This window comes from Roseomonas sp. CECT 9278, assembly GCF_918698155.1.
Taxonomy (GTDB): Bacteria; Pseudomonadota; Alphaproteobacteria; order Acetobacterales; family Acetobacteraceae; genus Neoroseomonas.
In genome coordinates this window covers 1-19,448 of the sequence record NZ_CAKKLX010000067.1, presented here as the reverse complement: position 1 = coordinate 19,448, position 19,448 = coordinate 1, and the positions used below count along the sequence as shown (strand labels likewise).

General features: G+C 71.5%; 20 protein-coding genes. 13 read left to right on the top strand and 7 right to left on the bottom strand.

Translation table 11 applies throughout. From position 1 onward, the window contains the following. From LQ222_RS24275 to LQ222_RS24255, 5 genes are all read left to right on the top strand, one after another. Positions 1–795, top strand: a 795-nt coding sequence (locus tag LQ222_RS24275; protein ID WP_230169457.1) for an adenylate/guanylate cyclase domain-containing protein, incomplete at its 5' end; no start/stop codon positions are given. A gap of 212 nt (positions 796–1,007) precedes the next feature. Next, the gene (locus LQ222_RS24270) at positions 1,008–1,349 is read left to right on the top strand and encodes a helix-turn-helix transcriptional regulator (RefSeq protein ID WP_230169456.1); all 342 of its coding nucleotides are present in this window, start codon (positions 1,008–1,010) and stop codon (positions 1,347–1,349) included. Positions 1,350–1,620: 271 nt separating this feature from the next. Next, the gene (locus LQ222_RS24265) at positions 1,621–2,490 is read left to right on the top strand and encodes a xanthine dehydrogenase family protein subunit M (protein ID WP_230169455.1); all 870 of its coding nucleotides are present in this window, start codon (positions 1,621–1,623) and stop codon (positions 2,488–2,490) included. 4 nt (positions 2,491–2,494) lie between these two features. Beyond that, complete coding sequence (locus LQ222_RS24260; RefSeq protein ID WP_230169454.1) at positions 2,495–2,974, top strand: (2Fe-2S)-binding protein; 480 nt, start codon at positions 2,495–2,497, stop codon at positions 2,972–2,974. Continuing rightward, positions 2,974–5,232 (top strand): xanthine dehydrogenase family protein molybdopterin-binding subunit, encoded by a 2,259-nt coding sequence (locus LQ222_RS24255; RefSeq protein ID WP_230169453.1) that lies wholly within the window; start codon positions 2,974–2,976, stop codon positions 5,230–5,232. The genes LQ222_RS24260 and LQ222_RS24255 overlap by 1 nt, the downstream gene beginning before the upstream one ends. Positions 5,233–5,298: 66 nt before the next feature. Here the strand turns inward: LQ222_RS24255 and LQ222_RS24250 are convergent, their stop codons facing one another. Continuing rightward, positions 5,299–6,177, bottom strand: coding sequence for an MBL fold metallo-hydrolase (locus tag LQ222_RS24250; RefSeq protein ID WP_230169452.1), 879 nt, complete (start codon positions 6,175–6,177; stop codon positions 5,299–5,301). Positions 6,178–6,439: 262 nt separating this feature from the next. Between LQ222_RS24250 and LQ222_RS24245 the strand changes: the two genes are divergently transcribed. After that, entirely contained in the window at positions 6,440–7,906 is a 1,467-nt protein-coding gene (locus LQ222_RS24245; protein WP_230169451.1) for a PAS domain-containing methyl-accepting chemotaxis protein, read from the top strand. Between the two features lie 14 nt (positions 7,907–7,920). Here LQ222_RS24245 and LQ222_RS24240 read toward each other — a convergent pair whose 3' ends face one another. Next, a complete protein-coding gene (locus LQ222_RS24240; RefSeq protein ID WP_230169450.1) occupies positions 7,921–9,051 on the bottom strand; it encodes a M20 family metallopeptidase in 1,131 nt (376 codons plus the stop codon). A 117-nt stretch (positions 9,052–9,168) separates the two neighbouring features. Between LQ222_RS24240 and LQ222_RS24235 the strand changes: the two genes are divergently transcribed. Genes LQ222_RS24235 through LQ222_RS24225 form a run of 3 tightly spaced genes read left to right on the top strand, consistent with a single transcriptional unit; the run spans position 9,169 to position 11,117 of the window. Then, positions 9,169–9,618 (top strand): MaoC family dehydratase, encoded by a 450-nt coding sequence (locus LQ222_RS24235; protein ID WP_230169449.1) that lies wholly within the window; start codon positions 9,169–9,171, stop codon positions 9,616–9,618. A 3-nt stretch (positions 9,619–9,621) separates the two neighbouring features. Continuing rightward, on the top strand, positions 9,622–10,203 hold the full coding sequence (locus LQ222_RS24230; RefSeq protein WP_230169448.1) for a TIGR00730 family Rossman fold protein: 582 nt from the start codon (positions 9,622–9,624) through the stop codon (positions 10,201–10,203). Continuing rightward, positions 10,200–11,117: a bifunctional riboflavin kinase/FAD synthetase gene (locus tag LQ222_RS24225; protein ID WP_230169447.1), complete on the top strand. Its 918-nt coding sequence runs from the start codon at positions 10,200–10,202 to the stop codon at positions 11,115–11,117. The genes LQ222_RS24230 and LQ222_RS24225 overlap by 4 nt, the downstream gene beginning before the upstream one ends. 3 nt (positions 11,118–11,120) lie before the next feature. Here LQ222_RS24225 and LQ222_RS24220 read toward each other — a convergent pair whose 3' ends face one another. Next, on the bottom strand, positions 11,121–12,050 hold the full coding sequence (locus tag LQ222_RS24220; protein WP_230169446.1) for a polysaccharide deacetylase family protein: 930 nt from the start codon (positions 12,048–12,050) through the stop codon (positions 11,121–11,123). A 13-nt stretch (positions 12,051–12,063) separates the two neighbouring features. Further along, on the bottom strand, positions 12,064–12,525 hold the full coding sequence (locus LQ222_RS24215; RefSeq protein WP_230169445.1) for an ureidoglycolate lyase: 462 nt from the start codon (positions 12,523–12,525) through the stop codon (positions 12,064–12,066). Between the two features lie 77 nt (positions 12,526–12,602). Between LQ222_RS24215 and LQ222_RS24210 the strand changes: the two genes are divergently transcribed. Further along, on the top strand, positions 12,603–13,373 hold the full coding sequence (locus LQ222_RS24210; protein ID WP_230169444.1) for an SDR family NAD(P)-dependent oxidoreductase: 771 nt from the start codon (positions 12,603–12,605) through the stop codon (positions 13,371–13,373). Here the strand turns inward: LQ222_RS24210 and LQ222_RS24205 are convergent, their stop codons facing one another. Then, the gene (locus LQ222_RS24205; RefSeq protein ID WP_230169443.1) at positions 13,374–14,471 is read right to left on the bottom strand and encodes a mandelate racemase/muconate lactonizing enzyme family protein; all 1,098 of its coding nucleotides are present in this window, start codon (positions 14,469–14,471) and stop codon (positions 13,374–13,376) included. 93 nt (positions 14,472–14,564) lie between these two features. Between LQ222_RS24205 and LQ222_RS24200 the strand changes: the two genes are divergently transcribed. After that, a complete protein-coding gene (locus tag LQ222_RS24200; protein WP_230169442.1) occupies positions 14,565–16,274 on the top strand; it encodes a glycerol-3-phosphate dehydrogenase/oxidase in 1,710 nt (569 codons plus the stop codon). 191 nt (positions 16,275–16,465) lie between these two features. Here LQ222_RS24200 and LQ222_RS24195 read toward each other — a convergent pair whose 3' ends face one another. Then, on the bottom strand, positions 16,466–16,759 hold the full coding sequence (locus LQ222_RS24195) for a 4a-hydroxytetrahydrobiopterin dehydratase (protein ID WP_230169441.1): 294 nt from the start codon (positions 16,757–16,759) through the stop codon (positions 16,466–16,468). 51 nt (positions 16,760–16,810) lie between these two features. On the opposite strand from LQ222_RS24195, the gene LQ222_RS24190 reads away from it, so the two are divergent. Then, positions 16,811–17,203 (top strand): metallopeptidase family protein, encoded by a 393-nt coding sequence (locus LQ222_RS24190; RefSeq protein WP_230169440.1) that lies wholly within the window; start codon positions 16,811–16,813, stop codon positions 17,201–17,203. Positions 17,204–17,215: 12 nt separating this feature from the next. On the opposite strand, the gene LQ222_RS24185 is transcribed toward LQ222_RS24190, so the two are convergent. Then, the gene (locus LQ222_RS24185; RefSeq protein ID WP_230169439.1) at positions 17,216–18,355 is read right to left on the bottom strand and encodes a CaiB/BaiF CoA-transferase family protein; all 1,140 of its coding nucleotides are present in this window, start codon (positions 18,353–18,355) and stop codon (positions 17,216–17,218) included. A gap of 214 nt (positions 18,356–18,569) precedes the next feature. On the opposite strand from LQ222_RS24185, the gene LQ222_RS24180 reads away from it, so the two are divergent. Then, positions 18,570–19,364: a sulfotransferase family 2 domain-containing protein gene (locus LQ222_RS24180; protein WP_230169438.1), complete on the top strand. Its 795-nt coding sequence runs from the start codon at positions 18,570–18,572 to the stop codon at positions 19,362–19,364. Positions 19,365–19,448 lie beyond the last annotated feature (84 nt).

Below are 19,448 nucleotides of genomic sequence, written 5' to 3'. Positions count from 1 at the left end.
GGCCTGGCCGGCGCCGCGCTGCTGGCGGCCGGCTGGGTCGGTCTCGCCGCCGCGGCGCTGCGCGGCGGGCCGCTGCTGGTCGATCCGCTGCTGCCGGCCGCCGCCGCGCTGCTCGCTGGCGGCACGGAGGCCGCGGCTGCCGCGCTGCGCCTGGCGCGGGAGAAGGCGCGGCTCGCCGCCCGCTTCGCGAATCGCCTGCCGACCGGGGTGGCGGAGCGCCTGCTCGCCCTGCCCGAGGCCGCGCGCCTGAAGCCCGAGCGCTGCCGCGTCGCGGTGGTGATGACCGACCTCGCGGGGTTCACCGCCATGGTGCGTGCGGGGCCCCCGCAGGCCGTGGTGGCGGTGCTGAACGACTACCTGGCCGGGGTCGAGCAGGCGATGCTGGCGCAGGGCGGGACGCTCGAACGGCTGATCGGCGACAGCGTGCTGGGGGTGTTTGGCGCGCCGGTGGCGATGCCCGATGCCGATGCGCGCGCCCTGGCCGCCGCCCGCGCCGTCGATGCCTTCGCCGAGGCGTTCCGCCGCCGGCCGGAGGCGGCCGCGTTGGGCTTCGGCGAGACCCGCATCGGCGTGGCGGCGGGCGAGGTGCTGGTGGGCGAGATGGGCGGCGCGCGCCTGACCTGGACGGTCTGCGGGGATGCCGCGAACGTCGCCGCGCGGCTGCAGGAGTTGGCCCGGACGGTCGGGCGGCGCGCGCTGGTGGCCGGGATCGAGGATGCCGCGCTGCCGCCGCCGCTGGGCGTCTTCGCGCTGCGCGGGGTGGGGGATGTCGAGGTCCGCCCGCTGGCCGGCTGACATCCCGCGTGCCGGGGATTGCGCGCGCGGGGCGCGCAGCAGGCATTGCGCGCGCAGGGCGCGCAGCAGGCATTGCGCGCGCAGGGCGCGCGACGCTTGAATGCAGGTGGCGATCGCGTGACAGTCGCCGTCCTCCTCCCCCCGACCCGGTCTCTCGCACCGTCGGGACCGTCCTGACGTCCGGACCCTGATCAAGGTGGCGCGATCCCCGCATGCAGACCCTGACCGAGCCCCCGCCGGGCACCAGGCCCGCCGCGAACGCGATGGAGGAGCACGCCGCCGCCGCCGCCGCCATGCTCCGCCTGCTCGCCAGCGAGCGGCGGCTGATGGTGCTCTGCACGCTGATCGCGGAGGGCGAGGCGCCTGTCGGGCGGCTCGCCGGCCGCGCCGGGCTGTCGCAGCCCGCCATGTCGCAGCACCTGGCCAAGCTGCGCGAGGACGGGCTGGTGGCGACGCGCCGCGCCGGCACCACCATCCACTACCGCATCGCCGACCCGCGGGTGGCGCGCATCATGGCGACGCTGCAGGAGATCTTCTGCCCGCCGCAGGATTGACCGGCGCCGGCGGGATCGGCGCGCGCAGGGGCCTGATGCGCGCGCGGCGGTGCCGGTCCCCGCGCCGCCACGGGGCTGCCGCGACGGCGCCGCCCGGTTCCATCGCCACCGTCGCCGCGCAGCCATCCGTTCGGCCGATTTTTCCGCGGCGCCTGCCGTTTCCGCTCGGCTGGAAAATGCTCTAGCCTTTCGCGTCCGGTGCGCTGGGCGCACCCTATGTCAAGAAACAGGCCCCCTGTCCGACAGGGTGGCCCGGGGAATGGGAAGCAGCATGACAGACATCCGATACCTGGCGCCGCGAACGCTGGACGAGGCCGTGGGCGCCTTCGCCGCGGCCGCCGGCGCGGCGCGCATCCTGGCCGGCGGGACCGACCTGCTGGTGCAGATGCGCGCCGGCGTGGCGAAGCCCGGCACCATCATCGACATCAAGAAGATCCCCGAACTGACCACGATCGAGCAGACCGCCGAGGGCGGCTTCCGCATCGGCGCCGCGGTCCCCGGCGTCGTGCTGGCGGACCACCCGGCCTTCGGCAAGGCCTGGCCGGGCGTGCTGGAGGCGATCAACCTGATCGGGTCGAAGCAGGTGCAGGGCCGCGCGTCGCCCGGCGGCAACCTGTGCAACGGATCCCCCGCCGGCGACAGCGTGCCGGCGATGATCGCCGCGGGCGCGGTGGTGACGGTGCAGGGGCCGAATGGCCGCCGCTCCATGCCGGTGGAGGCCGTTCCGGCAGGCCCCGGGCGCACCAACCTGACGCCCGGCGAGATCGTGGTGTCCTTCACCCTGCCGCCGCGGCCCAACGGGTCGGGCGATGCCTACCTGCGGATGATCCCGCGCACCGAGATGGACATCGCCGTGGTCGGCATGGGCGTGAGCCTGACGCTGGAGGGCGGGGTGGTGAAGGCCGCGCGCGTCGGCCTGGGTGCCGTGGCGCCGACCGTGCTGCTGGTCGAGGATGCGGGGCGCGCCCTGGTCGGGACCCGTCTGGAGGATGCCGCGCTGGAAGCCGCCGCCGCCGCCTGCCGGGCCGCCTGCAAGCCGATCAACGACAAGCGCGGCACCATCGCCTATCGCATCAAGGTCGCCGGCGTGCTGCTGAAGCGCACCGCCGCCATCGCCGCGCAGCGCGCCGGGGGGAACTGAGGCCATGTCGAAACTGCACGTCACCACCAGCGTGAACGGCGAGCCGGTCGAATTCCTGACCGATCCCGGCGCGTCGATGCTGGATGCGCTGCGCGGGCCGCTCGGCCTGACCGGCACCAAGGAAGGCTGCGGCACCGGCGATTGCGGTGCGTGTTCCATCACCGTCGATGGCCGCCTGGTCTGCGCCTGCCTGATGCTGGCGGTGGAAGCCGAGGGCCACGAGATCGCCACCATCGAAGGCATGGCGGATGGCGAGACGCTGCACCCGCTGCAGCGGAAGTTCCTCGAGATGGCGGCGCTGCAATGCGGCATCTGCACGCCGGGGATGCTGATCTCGGCGCGCGCGCTGCTGCAGAAGAATCCCGACCCGTCGGAGGAGGAGGTGCGCTTCGGCCTGGCCGGCAACCTCTGCCGCTGCACGGGCTACGACAAGATCGTCCGCGCCGTCATGGAAACCGCCGCCGAGATGAGGGGTGCCGCCTGATGAACGAGATGTCCACCAAGTGGATCGGCAAGAACACGATCCGCCCCGACGGCGCCGACAAGGTCACCGGCCGCGCCGGCTATGCCGCCGACAACACCATGCCCGGCATGATGTGGGGCAAGGTGCTGCGCAGCCCGCATGCCCATGCCGTGATCCGTTCCATCGACACCTCGAAGGCCGAGGCGCTGCCCGGCGTGAAGGCGGTGGTGACGGCGAAGGACATCGTCGAATTCCCGCTCGACAAGTCCGTGATGCTCGGCATCCAGGACATGCGCTGGATGTGCCGCAACGTGATGGCGCGCGAGAAGGCGCTGTTCCACGGCCACCCGGTCGCCGCCGTGGCGGCGATCAGCGAGGAAGTCGCCGCGCAGGCCTGCGCGCTGATCGAGGTGGACTACGAGGTCCTGCCGCACGTCATCGAGATCGAGGACGCGATCAAGGACGGCGCGCCGATCCTGCATGACTTCATCCGCCACGAGGGCAAGCCGTCGAACATCGCCGGCACCATGGTGCTCAAGGCCGGCGACATCGAGAAAGGCTTCGCCGAGGCCGACATCGTGATCGAGCGCACCTTCACCACGCGCCCGGTCCACCAGGGCTACATCGAGCCGCATGCCTGCACCGTGTCCTATGCGGCGGACGGGCGGGTGACGATCTGGTCGTCCTCGCAGGGCCAGTTCATGGTGCGCGCGATGACCTCGCTGCTCACGGGCATCCCGCAGAGCAACATCCGCGCGATCCCGGCCGAGATCGGCGGCGGCTTCGGCGCCAAGACGATCGTGTATCTCGAACCCGTCGCGGTGCTGCTGTCCAAGAAGTCCGGCCGGCCGGTGAAGATCGTGATGTCGCGCGACGAGGTGCAGCGCGCGACCGGCCCGGCGCCTGGCTCGCTGATGACGGTGAAGATCGGCGCCAAGAAGGACGGCACGCTGGTCGCGGCGAAGGGGGATTTCTACCTGCAGGCCGGCGGCCTGCCGGGCTCCCCGCTGCGCGGGCCGGTGGGGTGTTCCTTCGCGGCCTATGCGATCCCGAACGTGCTGTCGACCGGCTACGACGTGGTGTCGAACCGGTCGAAGGTCGCGGCCTATCGTGCGCCTGGCGCGCCGCATGGCGCCTTCGCGGCCGAGAGCGTGCTGGATGAGATCGCGCAGGCGCTCGGGCTCGATCCGCTGGATATGCGCGTGCGCAACAGCGCGAAGCCGGGCGACAAGGCGATCTATGGGCCGAATTTCGGCGACGTCACCTTCGTCGAGACGATCGACGCCATCCGCAAGCACCCGCACTACAGCGCGCCGCTGGAGAAGAACCCGCGGCCTGGCGTGAAGCGCGGGCGCGGCGTGGCGTCGGGCTTCTGGTACAATGCCGGCGGCGAGAGCAGCGTGCAGGTCAACATCACCGAGGACGGCAACGTGGTGGTGACCACGGGGCATCCGGATGTCGGCGGGTCGCGCGCGTCGATCGCGAATGTGGTGGCCGAGCTGATCGGCATCGAGCATTCGCGCGTCAATGTCATCATCGGCGATACGCAGACCATCGGCTTCTCGAACCTGACGGGCGGCAGCCGCGTGACCTTCGCCTCCGCCCTGGTGGCGACGGCGGCCTGCGAAAAGGTGGTCGAGCAGCTCAAGGACCGTGCCGCGAAGATCTGGAAGATCGAGGCGGATGCGATCAAGTGGCAGGACGGCATGGCGCTGCCGGCCGGCGACAATGCGGGCAAGTTCCCGCCGCTGTCGCTGAAGGAGCTGGCGGCCAAGGCGAACGAGATGGGCGGGCCGATCGGCAACCAGACCCAGCTCAACACCACCGGCGCCGATCCGGGCTATGCGACGCATTGCGTGGATGTCGAGGTCGATGTGGACCTCGGTATCGTGCGGGTGCTGCGCTACACGGCCGCGCAGGATGTCGGGCGCGCGCTGCATCCGGCCTATGTCGAGGGCCAGATCCAGGGCGGCGTGGTGCAGGGGATCGGCTGGGCGCTGTCGGAGGAATACCTGTACGACGCGAAGGGCCGCGTGGATAACGCGTCCTTCCTCGACTATCGGATGCCGGTGTGTTCGGACGTCCCGATGATCGAGCCGATCGTCATCGAGATCCCGAACTCGAAGCATCCGCAGGGTGTGCGCGGGGTGGGCGAGGCGCCGATCGTCCCGCCCTTGGCCGCCATCGCGAATGCGGTCCACGACGCGCTCGGCGTACGCTTCTACGACCTGCCGATGTCCCCGCCGCGCGTGTCCGCGCGCCTGGAAGCGGCGGGCTGAGTTCTCGCGGTCCAGGGGGCCGTTGCCCCCTGGTGTGGGAGTCCGAGGGGGCAATGCCCCCTCGGGTTACCCGATGGCTGCGGTGTTGCGCGCCGTGACCGGCACCATCAGGTAGCGCACGCCATTCGCTTCCGCGGGCGGAAACCGCCCCGCCCGGATATTCACCTGGATCGCTGGCAGCAGCAGCAGCGGCGCGGCCAGCGTGGCGTCGCGCCTGGTGCGGAAGGCGACGAATTCGTCCTCGGTGACGCCGTCCTTCACATGCGGGTTGTGGGCGCGTTGTTCGGCCACGGTCGATTGCCAGGCGAACTCATCGCGTCCCGGCGCCTTGTAGTCGTGGCACATCCACAGCCGGGTGTGCGGCGGCAGCGCCAGCAGGCGCTTCATCGAACGGAACAGCGTGCGGGCGTCGCCGCCGGGGAAGTCGGCGCGGGCGGTGCCGTAGTCGTGCATGAACAGCGTGTCGCCGACGAAGACGTCGTCGCCCATGCGATAGGCGATGCAGGCGGGGGTGTGGCCGGGCGTGTGGATCACCTCGATGTCCAGCCCGCCGAGGGCGAAGTGCTCGCCATCGGTGAACAGCCGGTCGAAGTCTGCGCCGCCGGGCTTCACGTCGTCGGCGTGGAAGACAGGGCGGAAGATCGCCTGCACGTCGCGGATGTGTTCGCCGATGCCGATGGGCGCGCCGGTCCTGGCCTTGATGTACGGGGCGGCGGTCAGGTGGTCGGCATGGGCGTGGGTTTCCAGCACCCAGTCGATGGCGATGCCGTCCTGCTGCGCGGCGGCCAGGATGCGGTCGGCGAAGGCGGTGTCGGCGGTGCCGGAGCGGTTGTCCCAGTCGAGCACCGGGTCGATCACGGCGCCGCGGTGCGTGGCGGGATCCGACACCAGGTAGGACACGGTGTTGGTCGGTTCGTCGAAGAAGGCGCGGATGGTGGCGGGCATGGCGGGGCCTCCTGGGGGCGCAGCATGCCAGATCGGGCGTCGCGCGGCGACGTGCGCCGGGACCGCGCTGCCGCGCCTGTCGATGCCCGCGCCGCCGCGCATCGCGGGGCGCCGCGCGGTCGTGGCGAGCGCCCTTCCGGCACGTTACGCTCTGCTCATTCCGTTTTCACCGCTCCTTATCACACATCCGCGATGGAGCCGCCGCGCGCCCCGGGAGGTTCACTCCGTGCGCGATGTCGCACGAAACCCGGAGGGTCTGGCCATGTTCATGCGTCCCCAGCGGCTTGACGGTGCCGCGCAGCGCCTCGCGGCGCTCGACGCGCTCGGTGCGCGCGTGATGGTGGCCGATCCCGGGCTGAACATCACCTATGTGAATGCCGCGGCCATGGCCCTGATGCGGGAGGCCGAGGCCGAGCTGAAGCGGGAATTGCCGCGCTTCGACGCCGACCGCCTGGTCGGCAGCAACATCGACATCTTCCACAAGATGCCCGCGCACCAGCGCCGCATGCTCGAGGTGATGGAAAAGCCGCACGGCGCGACCATCACGGTGGGGGCGCGCAAGTTCGACCTGCGGGTCACGCCGCTGACCGACAAGGGCGCGCGGATCGGCTTCGTGGTGGAATGGTCCGACGCCCGGCACCGCCTGCTGAATGTCGACTACGCCGCGCAGCTCGCGGCGATCAACCGTTCCCAGGCGGTGATCGAATTCGCCACCGACGGCACCATCCTGCGCGCCAACGACCACTTCCTCGACGCGATGGGCTACACCGAGGCCGAGGTGCTGGGCCAGAACCACCGCATGTTCGTCGCCGCCCGGGACCAGGCCGACCCGTCCTATGCCGCGCTATGGGACGGCTTGCGCGCGGGCCGGTTCAGCGCGGCGCGGTTCCAGCGCGTCGCCAAGGACGGCCGGATGGTTTGGATCGAGGGGGCCTACAACCCGATCCTGGATGATGCCGGCCAGGTGGTGAAGGTGGTGAAGTTCGCGGTCGATGCCTCGGCCAAGGTGCAGATGCAGCAGGAACTGCGCGCGCAGATCGCCGATATCGAAGGCGCGGTCGGCGTGTCGACCGAATCCGCGCGCGCCGCGACCACGGCGGCGGCGGCCACCGCGGCCAATGTGCGCGACGTGGCCAGCAGCAGCGAGGAACTGGCCGCGTCGATCGGCCAGATCGCCGAGACCATGGCCCGCACGCGCGACGCCGCCGATTCCGGGCTGACCCAGGCGGTCCGCGTGGGCGAGAGCGCCGACGCCCTGGCGCAGGCCGCGCAGGCCATGACCGGCATCGTCGACGTGATCCGCACCATCGCCAGCCAGATCAACCTGCTGGCGCTGAACGCCACGATCGAGGCAGCGCGCGCCGGCGATGCCGGCAAGGGCTTCGCGGTGGTGGCGGGCGAGGTGAAGAACCTCGCGGTGCAGGCCGCCAAGGCCACCGAGCAGATCCGCACCGAGATCGACGGGCTGCAGCAGACATCGCAGGGCGTGGCCGCGGCGGTGGTGGGCATCCGCACCGCCATGACCAGCGTGACCGACAGCGTGGGCGTGACCGCCGCCGCGGTCGAGGAACAGAACGCCGTCACCCGCGGCATGTCCGCCAACATGGCCAGCGCATCGACCGCGATGGAGGACGTCAACACGAGCATCGCCGGCATCGATTCGGCGGTGGCCCGCGTCTCCGAGGCGATCAGCCGCACGCGCCAGGTGGCGGATACCCTGGCCGTCTGACGACGCGGCGCGCGTCAGTCGATCGTCTCGAGCAATTCGCACAGCGTCGCGCAGCGCGGGGCGAGGTCCTGCCACAGGATGTGTTCGAAGGGCGCATGCGCGCCCGCGCCGGTGCAGCCCAGCCCATCGAGCGTGGGGATGCCGAGCGCGGCGGTGAAGTTGCCGTCCGACCCGCCGCCGCGATGCATCTTCGGCAGGTCGTAGCCGTGCCGGGCGGCGATGCCGCGGGCCATGTCGTACAGCGCGGTGATGGCGGGCGTCTCGACCATCGGCGGGCGGTTCATCCCGCCGGTGACCTCGATACGGATGCCGTCGGCCTCGCCCGCCATGCCCAGGATGATGCCTTCGATCCGCTCGCCCTCGGCGATGGAGGTCACGCGGCAGTCGATCTCGCAGCCGGCCTCGGGCGGCACGACATTGGGGCGGGTGCCGCCCCAGATCGGCGCGACATTGGTGGTGGTGCCGCCGGCCAGGTCGGTGAGTGCGTGGATCTCCAGGATTGTCCGCGCCAGCGCCACCACGGCGCTGCGCCCGTCCTGCCAGTTCCCGCCCGCATGCGCCGAGACGCCCTGCACCTTCATCACGAAGCGCCCCACGCCCTTGCGCGCGGTGACGCAGGCGCCGTTGCCGCCGCCGGCGGGTTCGGGGATCAGCACGGCGCGCGCGCCGGCCGCGGCGCGTTCGATCGGCGCGCGGGAGGTCGGGCTGCCGACTTCCTCATCCGGCGTCAGCAGCAGGATGATCGGGCGCTTCGTCGGCACCTTCCGGCGCAGGATCTCGCGCACCGAATGGAAGGCGCAGAAGGACCCCGCCTTCATGTCGTAGATGCCCGGCCCATGCGCCTTCGCGCCATCGACACGCCAGGGCATGGAGGATGCCAGCGTGCCGTGGTCCCACACCGTGTCCAGGTGGCCGGCGACGACGACCGGCGCGCCTTCCCCCGGCGTGCGCGCCACCAGCGTATCCCCGTAGCCGTCGCGGCCGGGGATGCGTTCGATCGCCGCGCCGACCGCACGGAGTTCGGCCTCGGCGCGGCCGACCAGGCCGTTCACGGCGGCGGCGTCGGTGGTGGGTGTCTCGTGCTCGACCCAGCCGCGCAGCTCTGCCAGGAGGCGTTCGGAAGTGCCGATCTCGGCCTGCGGCATGGGCTGGGTCCTTGGTGCGGGGGCGCCCGGCTTCTGGCAGCCGGGTTTTCGCTTGTCCATCCCGGGCGGGGCCGGTAACGACCCTGCCGCAGCGCACAAAAGGGACCCGGCCACCCCATGCCCGAGCTCTATTTCTTCGAGGACCTGTCGGTCGGCCTGACCGCGAAATTCTCCAAGACCATCACCGAGGCCGACATCGTGCTGTTCGCCGCCGTCACGGGCGACACCAACCCGATGCACCTCGATGCCGAATACGCCGCCACCACCATCTTCAAGGAACGCATCGCGCACGGGATGCTGGCGGCGGGGCTGATCACCAAGGTGCTCGGCACGCAGCTGCCGGGGCCGGGCACCATCTACATGTCGCAGTCGCTGAAGTTCCGCGCGCCGGTGAAGATCGGCGAGACCGTCACCGCCACTGTCGAGGTGATGGCCCTGCACCCGGACAAGCACCGCGCCACGCTGCGCACCGTCTGCACCGTGAAGGGCGAACCCGTGCTGGAAGGCGAGGCCTATGTCTCGGTGCCATCGCGCGCCAGCCAGGCCCGCGCGGCGGCGGCGGAATAGCGCGTGCGCCGGGTCTGCGTCTTCTGCGGGTCGGCGGCCGGCGCGCGGCCCGAATACGCCGAGGCGGCCGCCGCACTCGGCCAGGCCATCGCCGCGCGCGGCCTGGGCCTGGTGTTCGGCGGCGGCGCGGTGGGGCTGATGGGCATCGTCTCGCGCGCCGCGCTCGCCGCCGGGGCCGAGGTCACGGGCATCATCCCGCATGGCCTGGTGATGCGCGAGGCCGGCAACCGCGACCTGCCGGACCTGCGCGTCGTGGCGTCCATGCACGAACGCAAGGCCATGATGGCCGAGATGTCGGACGGCTTCGTGGTGCTGCCCGGCGGCTACGGCACGCTGGAGGAAGCGATCGAGGCGCTGACCTGGCTGCAGCTCGGCATTCATCGCAAGGGCGTGGCCTTCGTCGATACGCTGGGCTTCTGGTCGCGGCAGATGGCGATGCTGGACCACATGGTGGCGGAAGGGCTGCTGAAGCCCGACATGCGGCGGATGGCGATGCTGGCGCCGGATGGCGCGGCGGCGCTGGATGCGCTGGCAGGCTTCGCCGCCCCCGATACGCCGCGCTGGCTGATGCCGGGGCAGGCATGATCGTCACCGGCTGGACCGCCATTCCCGCCGCGGCGCGCGGCGCCACCATCGCGCTCGGCAACCTCGATGGCGTGCATCTGGGCCATGCCGCGGTGCTGCGCGCCGCGCATGCCGCGCGGCCCGACCTGCCGCTCGCCGCGCTGACCTTCGAACCGCATCCGCGCGAGCATTTCCGCCCCGACGACCCGCCCTTCCGCCTGACGCTGCTGCCCGCCAAGGCGGCCGCGCTGGCCGCTGCCGGCGCCGCGCATGTCTTCGCGCTGCCCTTCGACGATGCGCTGGCCGCCATGTCGGCGGAGGACTTCGTGGAGCAGGTGCTGCATCGCGGCCTCGGTTCCAGGCACCTGGCCTGCGGGCCGGACTTCGCCTTCGGCCATCGCCGCGGCGGCGACGTCGCCTTCCTCCAGCACGAGGCCGAGGCGCGCGGCATGGGCCTGACCATCGTGCCGCCGCTGCATCACGGCAACGAGGCGGTGTCCTCCACGCGCATCCGCCGGCTGTTGCAGGACGGCTACCCGGATCGCGCGGCGGAGAAGCTCGGCCGGCCGTGGGAGATCCGCGGCGAGGTGGTGCACGGCGACAAGCTCGGCCGCGTGCTGGGCTGGCCGACGGCGAATATGTGGCTGGGCCGGCACCTGGAACCGGCGCGCGGCGTGTATGCCGTGACGGTGGCGCTGCCCGATGGGCGCGAGGCGAAGGGCGTGGCGAATATCGGCCGCCGGCCTACGCTGGGCGGCGACCCGCAGACGCGGCTGGAGACCTTCATCTTCGACTTCGCCGGCGACCTCTATGGCCAGGAGATCGGCGTGCGCCTGGTGCGCTTCCTGCGTGCCGACGCGAAATTCGCCGGCCTCGAGGAGCTGAAGGCGGCGATCGCGCAGGACGTGCTGGACGCCCGCGCGGCGCTGGGCTGACGGCTACATCCCGTTCAGCCCGCGCCCCGTCCAGGGATGCGTCGCGACCCAATGCCGCGCGATATCGACGCGCCGCGTGACCCAGACATCGCGCCGGCTGCCGATGTGGTCGAGCAGCCGCGCCAGCCCCGCCGCCCGTGCCGGATGGCCGATCAGGCGCATGTGCAGCCCGATCGACATCATCTTGGGCCGGCCACGCGCGCCTTCGTCATACAGCATGTCGAAGGCGTCGCGCACGAAGGAGAACCATTCGTCCGAGGTGCCCATCCAGCCGGCATACTTGCCGTCATTGTTCACCAGCGAATAGGGCACGACCAGGTGGCCCTGGCCATCCACCTGCACCCAGAAGGGCAGTTCCTCGCCGTAGTAGTCGCTGTCGTAGAGGAAGCCGCCGTGTTCCACGACGAGGCGGCGCGTGTTCTCCGACGGGCCATAGCGGCAGTACCAGCCATCGGGGCGATGGCCGACGGTCTTCTCCAGGCTGGCGACGGCGCGGGCGATGTGGTCGCGTTCCTCGGCTTCGGACAGTTCGAAATGCTTCACCCAGCGCCAGCCATGCGAGCACACGTCGTAGCCGGCGGCGCGGATGGCCGCGGCGGCTTCGGGGTTGCGTTCCAGCGCCAGCGCGCAGCCGAACACCGTCATCGGCAGGCCGCGATCCTGGAACAGGCGCAGCAGGCGCCACACGCCCACGCGCGATCCGTATTCGAACATGCCCTCGGCGGCCAGGTCGCGGCCGGACTTCACCTGGCTGCCGGCATAGGCTTCCGTCACGCCCGTCTCCGTGCGGCCGTCGCCGAGTTCGAAGGAGGGTTCGGAGCCTTCCTCGTAGTTCATCACGAAATTCACCGCGACCTTGGCGCCGCCGGGCCACTGCGGGTCGGGCGGATTGGCGCCGTAGCCGATGAAATCGCGCTTCACCTGGTAGGTCATGGGGCGGCTCCGCTCAGGACAGGTGCAGTTCGAAGGGCGGGACATCGACGAACTCGTCATCGGCGCTGGTGCCGTCCTTCCACATGACGATGGCGAAGCGCGCGGTGCGGTCGAAGACCGTGGAGGGGTGGTGCCAGACATCGGCGCCATAGGTCACGCCCTGGTCTGGCCGTGCGAGGAAGGCCCGCGCACGCGCCATGTCCGGCCCGCCATCCGCGCCATGCGGCGCCACCAGCACCAGCCAGCGTCCGGCCTCCATCGGGATGAAGGACTGCGAGGAATGCAGGTGGCGCTCCATGGTGGTCGAGCGGAGCGGCAGCGGCGTCGGCTCGCGCGTGCTGAAGGACAGGCTGGGCTTCGCGTGCGCGCGGCGGTTGGACAGCGCGGCGTCGATAAAGGTGCGGCCAGGGGCGGCCGGGGCTTCCAGCACCTCGCCGAAGGGCGCGAAGGCTTCGGCGGTCAGGGGCTCGGTCATCAGGCGCATGGTTTCCCTCCGGCGTGGTCGCTGTGATGATCGGCCGAGGCGGCGATGCCCGTCCAGGGGAGGCGCGCATGAGGTTGCAGGACAAGGTCGTGGTGGTCACCGGCGGCGCATCGGGCATCGGCCGCGCCATCGCGGTGCTGTTCGCGCGCGAGGGTGCGAAGGTCGTGATCGGTGACGTGACGGAAACCCCGCTGGAGGGCGGCGCGCCGACGCGCGAGATCATCGCGCAGGCCGGCGGCACGGTGCGCTTCATCCACTGCGACGTGGCGCGGTGGGACGAGGTGGACGCGCTGGTCGGCAGCGCGGTGGCCGAATTCGGCCGGCTCGACGTGATGGTGAACAACGCCGCCATTCGCGGCGAGGGCAAGCCGCTGCTTGAGACGACGGAACAGGACTGGGATCGCGTCATGGCGGTGAATGCGAAGGGTGTCTTCTTCGGCTGCAAGCGCGCCGTGCAGCAGTTCCTGACGCAGGCGCCGATCGACGAGGTGCGCGGGCGGATCGTCAACATCTCCTCGCAGCACGGCATGGTCGCCGCACCCGGCAAGATCGCCTACGGCACCGGCAAGGCGGCGGCGGCCTACATCACGAAGCAGGTCGCGGTGGACTATGCGAAACAGGGCATCGTCTGCAACGCGGTGGCACCGGGGCGCATCCTGACCGGGCGGCCGGCGGGCGCGGGCACGGACGCGATGGAATATTCCACCATGCGCACGCCGATGCCGCGGCTGGGCCGGCCCACCGATGTCGCCTCCGCCGCGCTGTTCCTCGCAAGCGCGGAGGCGAGCTTCCTCACCGGCCACAACCTGCTGGTCGATGGCGGGTGGATGGCGTTCTGACTACTTCAGCACGAAGTCGCGCAGAACCTCCGGCTTGAAGGCCAGCCCGTGGCCTGGCGTCTCCGGCGCTGTGATCATCCCGTTCGCAATCTTCGGCAGGCTGACGAACACGTCGTCCAGCAGCCCCATCTGCTCGGCCCAGATGCCGTTCGGGATGGACGCCAGCAGGTGCACGTTCAGTTCCGGGAACAGGTGCGGCGCGATGGTCACGCCATGCGTGTCGGCCAGGGTCGCGATCTTGCGCAGCTCGGTGAAGCCGCCGCGCATCGGGTCCGGCTGCAGGATCGGGATGCACCCGCCCTCCAGCAGCGGCAGCAGGTCGGCGCGGCCGAAATGCGTCTCGCCGCCCACCACGCGCATGTCGAGCATCTGCGCGCAGCGCCGGTAGCCGGCGAAATCATCCGCCAGCACCGGCTCCTCCAGCCAATAGACGTCGTGCTCCTGGATGCGCAGCCCGGCGTGGATCGCCTGGTCCGCCGTCCAGCCCATGTTCACGTCGATCATGATCTCGACATCCGGCCCGACCGCGTCGCGCATGGCGCGCACATTCGCCACATCGGTGCGCCAGTCGCCGACATGCGCGACCTGCATCTTGATGGCCTTGTAGCCCTGCGCGACGAAGTGCCTGGCCTTGGCGACCATGCCCTCGCCGCGCGACCCCCGGAAGCAGCCGCTGCCATAGATCGGGATCTCGCTGCGAAAATGCCCCCACAGCCGGTGCAGCGGCAGCCCCGCCGCCTTGCCCACCACGTCCCACAGCGCGATGTCGATGGCCGATTGCGCCATCATGGCCACGCCGCCGCGCCCGCCGGTGAGCGTGGCGCGCCACAGGTCGCGCCAGATCGCCTCCACCGCCGTCGCGTCGCGCCCGATGATGCGCGGCGCCAGGGCCTCGGTGATGCAGGCGCCGATCGTGCGCTGCAGGGGCAGGTTCAGCAGATGCAGATACCCCATGCCGGTCAGGCCGCTGGCGGTCACCACCTCGACCACCACCAGGTCGCGCATCTTCCCCAGCGCATGGCCGGCCAGCCACGGGTCATCCGCCCAGGGCAGTTGCAGCAGGGTGGTACGAACCTCGCGGATGGTCAGGTCGGCCATGGCGTTCTCCTCAGCTTGGCGCGAAGCCTGCGCGCGGCACGGCGGGCCGGCAAGACCGTTGCCCGGCGCGCGCGGCACGGCTAGTCACACGCCATGCGCGACCTCTCCCGCCAGGCCGTGATGGACCGCTTGCGCCGCGACCCGGGCGTCGAGGTGCTGGTGATCGGCGCCGGCATCAACGGTGCGGCGGTGTTCCGCGAATTGGCGCTGAACGGCGTGCGCGTGCTGCTGGTGGATCGCGGCGACATCGCGCAGGGCGCGTCATCCGCCCTGTCGCGCATGGTGCATGGCGGGCTGCGCTACCTCGAAACCGCCGAATTCGCGCTGGTGCGCGAGGGTGCGACCGAACGCAACCGCCTGCTGCACAACGCGCCGCATCTGGTCGGCCCGCTGCGGACCATGGTGCCGCTGTACGACCGCTGGGGCGGCACGCTGGCGGCGATCCGCAAGATGCTGCGGCGGCCGGGCGGGTCGGGGCGGCGTGGCTCCGTGCTCATCCGCATCGGGCTCACGCTGTATGACTGGCTGGGGCGGCGCGAACGCACCATGCCGCGGCACCGCATGCTGGCGCGCGACGCCGCGCTGGCGGCGATGCCGGGCCTCACGCGCAGCATCACCGCGGCGGCGGAATACTGGGATGGCTGGGTCTCGCATCCCGAACGCATCAACCTGGAACTCGTGCTGGATGCGTTGCGCGACGCGCCGCAGGCCGAGGCACTCACCTATGTCGCCGCCGATGGCGCCACGCTGCGCGATGCAATCACGGGCGAGACGCTGCCCATCATGCCGCGCATCGTGGTGAACGCCGCCGGCGCCTGGATCGATCGCGTCAACGCACCCATGGGCATCAACCGCCCACTGATCGGCGGCACCAAGGGCTCGCACCTGGTCATCGACCATGAAGGGCTGCGCGAGGCGCTCGGCGGCGCCATGCTGTATTTCGAGGCGCCCGACGGGCGCACCTGCATCGTGTTTCCCTTCCTCGGCCATGTGCTGCTCGGCACCACCGACATCCGTGTGGACGACGCCGATGGCGTGCACTGCACCGAAGCCGAGGTGGACTACCTGATCGACGTGCTGCGCGAAGTGCTGCCCGATGTGGCGATCGGGCGCGAGCACATCCGCTTCCGCTATTCGGGCGTGCGCCCGCTGCCGCATGTCGATGCCGCCACACCCAGCCTGATCCCGCGCACGCACAGCCTGGTCGCCAGCGAAGCCACGCCCGGACGCCCCTTTCCCGTGCTGTCGATGGTCAGCGGGAAATGGACCACCTTCCGCGCCTTCGGCGAACAGGCGGCGGACGAGGTGCTGCGCCGCCTGGGCCGTGCGCGCGGCACCGGCACGCAGGCGCGCGCCATCGGCGGCGGCGCGGATTTCCCGGCCGACCGCGCCGCCTGGGCGCGCGACGTGGCGCGCGAGACCGGCCTGCCCGAACCGCGCATCGCCACCCTGCTGGCGCGCTACGGCACCCGCGCCCGCGACGCCGCCCGCGCCATCGCCGCCGGCCCCGACGCACCGCTGCCCGCGCTGCCCGACCACAGCACCGGCGAGATCGCCTGGATCGCGCGCGAGGAGCTGGTCACCACGCTGTCCGACGTGATCCTGCGCCGCACGCTGGTCGCCCTGCGCGGCCTGGCCAGCGAGGCGGCGGTGCGCGACATCGCCGCGGTGCTGGCCGATGCGTTCGGCTGGACGCCGGCGCAGCGCGCGGAGCAGGAAGCCGCCACGCTGGCCCTGCTGCGCGACCGCCACGGCGCCGGCCTGCCGTCGAAGGCCGCGCGCTCCACCGCGGCGATGCCATAGGGCAGATCGCGTTCAGATGGAATCATCTGAACGCGTGAAGATGCTCTGAAAACATCAGGCTAGAGCCTGCGAAGTGAGCGCGAGCGAACGCAGCATGCTCTACGGCCGCGCATCCAGGTCCTGCGCGGCGGGCCGGCAGGTGCGGCCGCGGCGTTCGGCTCGCCCCGCCGTGGCGCGTCCCGCGCACCGCCTCAGTGCGCCACAACCCCGTCGATCGCCGTGGCCAGCGCCACGTCCCGTGCGCTCAGCCCGCCGGCGTCATGCGTGCTGAGCGTGATCTCCACCCGGTTCCAGACATTCGACCATTCCGGGTGGTGGTCGTGCTTCTCCGCCAGCAGGGCGACGCGCGACATGAAGCCCCAGGCGGCGTTGAAATCGGCGAAGCGGAAGGTCCGGCGGAGGGCGTCGCGCCCGTCCACCAGCGCCCACCCGGGCAGCGCCTGCGCCAGGCCCGCCCGGGCCGCGGCGTCCAGTTTGTCGACCATCCATGCCTCCCTGTGCTTGACGCCGGCCGGCCGCGCCGCGCATGACGCGCCATGCGCTTCTCGACCCCGCCCGGCCTCGATGACCTTGTGGAGATGGCCGAGCATGCGCTCGCGGCAATCCCCGCGCCGCTGCGCGACCTGGTGCGCGGCACCGCCATCCTGGTCGAGGACGTGCCCGACGACGAGACCTTGAAGGACATGGGCATCGACAGCCCGTGGGAACTCACCGGCCTGTACCAGGGCGTGCCGCTCACCGAGAAGTCGGTCGGCGACATCCCGCGCGAGCCCGACCGCATCCTGCTGTACCGCGAACCGATCCTGCTGGAATGGATCGAGACCGGGGAGGACCTGTTCCGCCTGGTCCGCAACGTGCTGATCCACGAGATCGGGCATCATTTCGGGCTGTCGGACGACGACATCGCGCGGCTGGAGGAGGGGGACTGATCCGCGCGCGGGTCAGCCGCTCCGGCCCAGCAGCTCGGCGTCGTGTTCCCCCAGCCCCGGCGCGCCGCGCGCCGGGCGCGGGCGCACGCCGTCGAAGCTGATCGGCAGCCCGACCACCCGCGGCCCGTCGCCGGGCAGCGGCTGCACCATGTCCATCGCCGCGAATTGCGCGCTCGCCACCACCTCGCCGATGTCGTTGACCGGTGAACAGGGCACGCCGGCGGCTTCCAGCGCGGCGATCCAGGCATCGCGCGGGCGCGTCAGCAGCACCTGCGCGATCATCGGGATCAGCACCGCCTTGCTGCGCACGCGCGCGGGGCCTTTCGCGAAGCGGTCGTCCGCCGCCCATTCGGCATGCCCCAGCACCTGCGCGCAGCGTGCCCACAGCCTGTCATTGCCCGCCGCGAGGCACAGCGGACGGTCGGCGGTGTCGAACACCTGGTAGGGCACGATGACCGCGCCGCCGGTGCCGTGGCGCGTCGGCACGGTGCCGGTGGCCAGGTGGTTGTTCACCTGCCCTTCCACCCAATGCACGGCGGTCTCGAACAACGACGTATCGACCACGCCGCCGCGGCCCGTGATCTCGCGTCGGCGCAGCAGGCCCAGCGCGCCGATCACGGTGAACATGCCCGTCGCCTTGTCGTTGATGGAGGCGCCCGCGAAGGTCGGCGGGTCCTCGGGGCGGCCGGTCACGCTCATCATGCCGCCATAGGCCTGCAGCAGCGGGTCGAAGCCCGGGCGCATGCGCATCGGCCCGGCATGCCCGAAGGCCCAGATCGAGCAATAGACCAGCCGCGGATGCCGCGCCGTCATGGCCGCGGGGCCGATGCCGATCTCCTCCACCACGCCGGCGCGCAGGTTCTGCACCAGGATGTCGGCGGTCTCGCACAGCCGGTGCAGCGCCGCGACATCCTCGGCGCGCTTGAGGTCGAGCCGGATGGATCGCTTGTTGCGGTTCTGGCCGTGGAAATACAGGGACGTCACGCCATCCGGGCCGAAGGGCGGGCCCCAGGCACGGGCGTCGTCGCCGCCATCGGGCTTCTCCACCTTGATCACGTCCGCACCCATGTCGGCCATGATGGCGCCGGCCAGCGGCCCGGCCAGCGCCTGGCCGACCTCGATCACGCGCACCCCGTCCAGCGGCAGCATCATCGGCGTTCCTCGTTCGGTTCCTCGGGGCCAGCATAGGGCGCTGGGCGTCGCGGGCCAGGGCCGCGCGGGGGATAGGGCGGGCCAGGGCCGCGCGGGGGATAGGGCGGGCCAGGGCCGCGCGGGGGATAGGGCGGGCCAGGGCCGCGCGGGGGATGGGGGCCGCCCAGGGCGCGGCCGGTTCCGCCGCGGCCGCCGGTCTGGTAACCATGGCCGGATGCCGTCCACCCTTCCGCCGCAGGCCGCCGGGCGCAAGCTGGTCTTCCTGCACCTGCCCAAGACCGGCGGCACCTCGCTGCACCACCATTTCGCCGCGCATTTCGCGCCCGAGGAGATCTGCCCCGAGCGGTTCTCCCGCCTGCACCGCTATTCGCCCGAGGAACTCGGCCGCTACCGCTACTTCTCGGGCCACTTCAACTTCGACCAGATCCGCACCATCCCCGGGCAGCTGTTCATCGTGACGGTGCTGCGCGACCCGGCCGAGCGCCTGCTGTCGAGCTATTATTTCTGGAAGCGCCACACCGAGGCGACGATCGCCAAGCGCAAGCTGGAAGGCCCGGCCATCGCGCGGTCCTGCAGCATGATCGACTTCCTGCGCAACCCGCACCACGAGGTGCAGGATTCCGTCAACAACACCATGACGCGCTACCTGGCCGGCCAGGTGAACGTGCAGCCCGACCTGACCTATCGCTACAGCGCCGGCGGCCCCGGCGTGCCGGTCAGCGAGCTGGAAGTGCTGCACCGCGCGATCGGCAACCTGCTGTCGATGGACGTGGTCGGCTTCGCCGGCAACCTGCACGAGGCCTATACCCGCGTGGCGCTGGTCTTCGACATGCCCCGCGTGGCCGAGATCGCGCGCCTCAACACCCGCCGCGACGCGCATCCCGAGCTCGAGCCCGTGCAGGAGGAGGAGCTGTCGCGCGAGATGCGCGCGGAGGTCGACCGGCTGACCATGCTCGACCGCACCATCTACCGGCTCGCGCGCGCGCATCTGCGCCAGTTCCAACGCTGACCCGCGCGCCGGCCCGCCGGCCCGCCGGCCGCGCAGCCGCGCCTCGCGCCCGGCCCGCCCCGCCGCGGGACCGCGGCCATCGCC

What these genes read in the sequence shown, in the direction of transcription:
- LQ222_RS24270 (WP_230169456.1), top strand. Translation starts at nt 1,008, where the DNA reads ATGCAGACCCTGACCGAGCCCCCGCCGGGCACCAGGCCCGCCGCGAAC.
- LQ222_RS24265 (WP_230169455.1), top strand. Translation starts at nt 1,621, where the DNA reads ATGACAGACATCCGATACCTGGCGCCGCGAACGCTGGACGAGGCCGTG.
- LQ222_RS24260 (WP_230169454.1), top strand. Translation starts at nt 2,495, where the DNA reads ATGTCGAAACTGCACGTCACCACCAGCGTGAACGGCGAGCCGGTCGAA.
- LQ222_RS24255 (WP_230169453.1), top strand. Translation starts at nt 2,974, where the DNA reads ATGAACGAGATGTCCACCAAGTGGATCGGCAAGAACACGATCCGCCCC.
- LQ222_RS24250 (WP_230169452.1), bottom strand. Translation starts at nt 6,177, where the DNA reads ATGCCCGCCACCATCCGCGCCTTCTTCGACGAACCGACCAACACCGTG.
- LQ222_RS24245 (WP_230169451.1), top strand. Translation starts at nt 6,440, where the DNA reads ATGTTCATGCGTCCCCAGCGGCTTGACGGTGCCGCGCAGCGCCTCGCG.
- LQ222_RS24240 (WP_230169450.1), bottom strand. Translation starts at nt 9,051, where the DNA reads ATGCCGCAGGCCGAGATCGGCACTTCCGAACGCCTCCTGGCAGAGCTG.
- LQ222_RS24235 (WP_230169449.1), top strand. Translation starts at nt 9,169, where the DNA reads ATGCCCGAGCTCTATTTCTTCGAGGACCTGTCGGTCGGCCTGACCGCG.
- LQ222_RS24225 (WP_230169447.1), top strand. Translation starts at nt 10,200, where the DNA reads ATGATCGTCACCGGCTGGACCGCCATTCCCGCCGCGGCGCGCGGCGCC.
- LQ222_RS24220 (WP_230169446.1), bottom strand. Translation starts at nt 12,050, where the DNA reads ATGACCTACCAGGTGAAGCGCGATTTCATCGGCTACGGCGCCAATCCG.
- LQ222_RS24215 (WP_230169445.1), bottom strand. Translation starts at nt 12,525, where the DNA reads ATGACCGAGCCCCTGACCGCCGAAGCCTTCGCGCCCTTCGGCGAGGTG.
- LQ222_RS24210 (WP_230169444.1), top strand. Translation starts at nt 12,603, where the DNA reads ATGAGGTTGCAGGACAAGGTCGTGGTGGTCACCGGCGGCGCATCGGGC.
- LQ222_RS24205 (WP_230169443.1), bottom strand. Translation starts at nt 14,471, where the DNA reads ATGGCCGACCTGACCATCCGCGAGGTTCGTACCACCCTGCTGCAACTG.
- LQ222_RS24200 (WP_230169442.1), top strand. Translation starts at nt 14,565, where the DNA reads ATGCGCGACCTCTCCCGCCAGGCCGTGATGGACCGCTTGCGCCGCGAC.
- LQ222_RS24195 (WP_230169441.1), bottom strand. Translation starts at nt 16,759, where the DNA reads ATGGTCGACAAACTGGACGCCGCGGCCCGGGCGGGCCTGGCGCAGGCG.
- LQ222_RS24190 (WP_230169440.1), top strand. Translation starts at nt 16,811, where the DNA reads ATGCGCTTCTCGACCCCGCCCGGCCTCGATGACCTTGTGGAGATGGCC.
- LQ222_RS24185 (WP_230169439.1), bottom strand. Translation starts at nt 18,355, where the DNA reads ATGATGCTGCCGCTGGACGGGGTGCGCGTGATCGAGGTCGGCCAGGCG.
- LQ222_RS24180 (WP_230169438.1), top strand. Translation starts at nt 18,570, where the DNA reads ATGCCGTCCACCCTTCCGCCGCAGGCCGCCGGGCGCAAGCTGGTCTTC.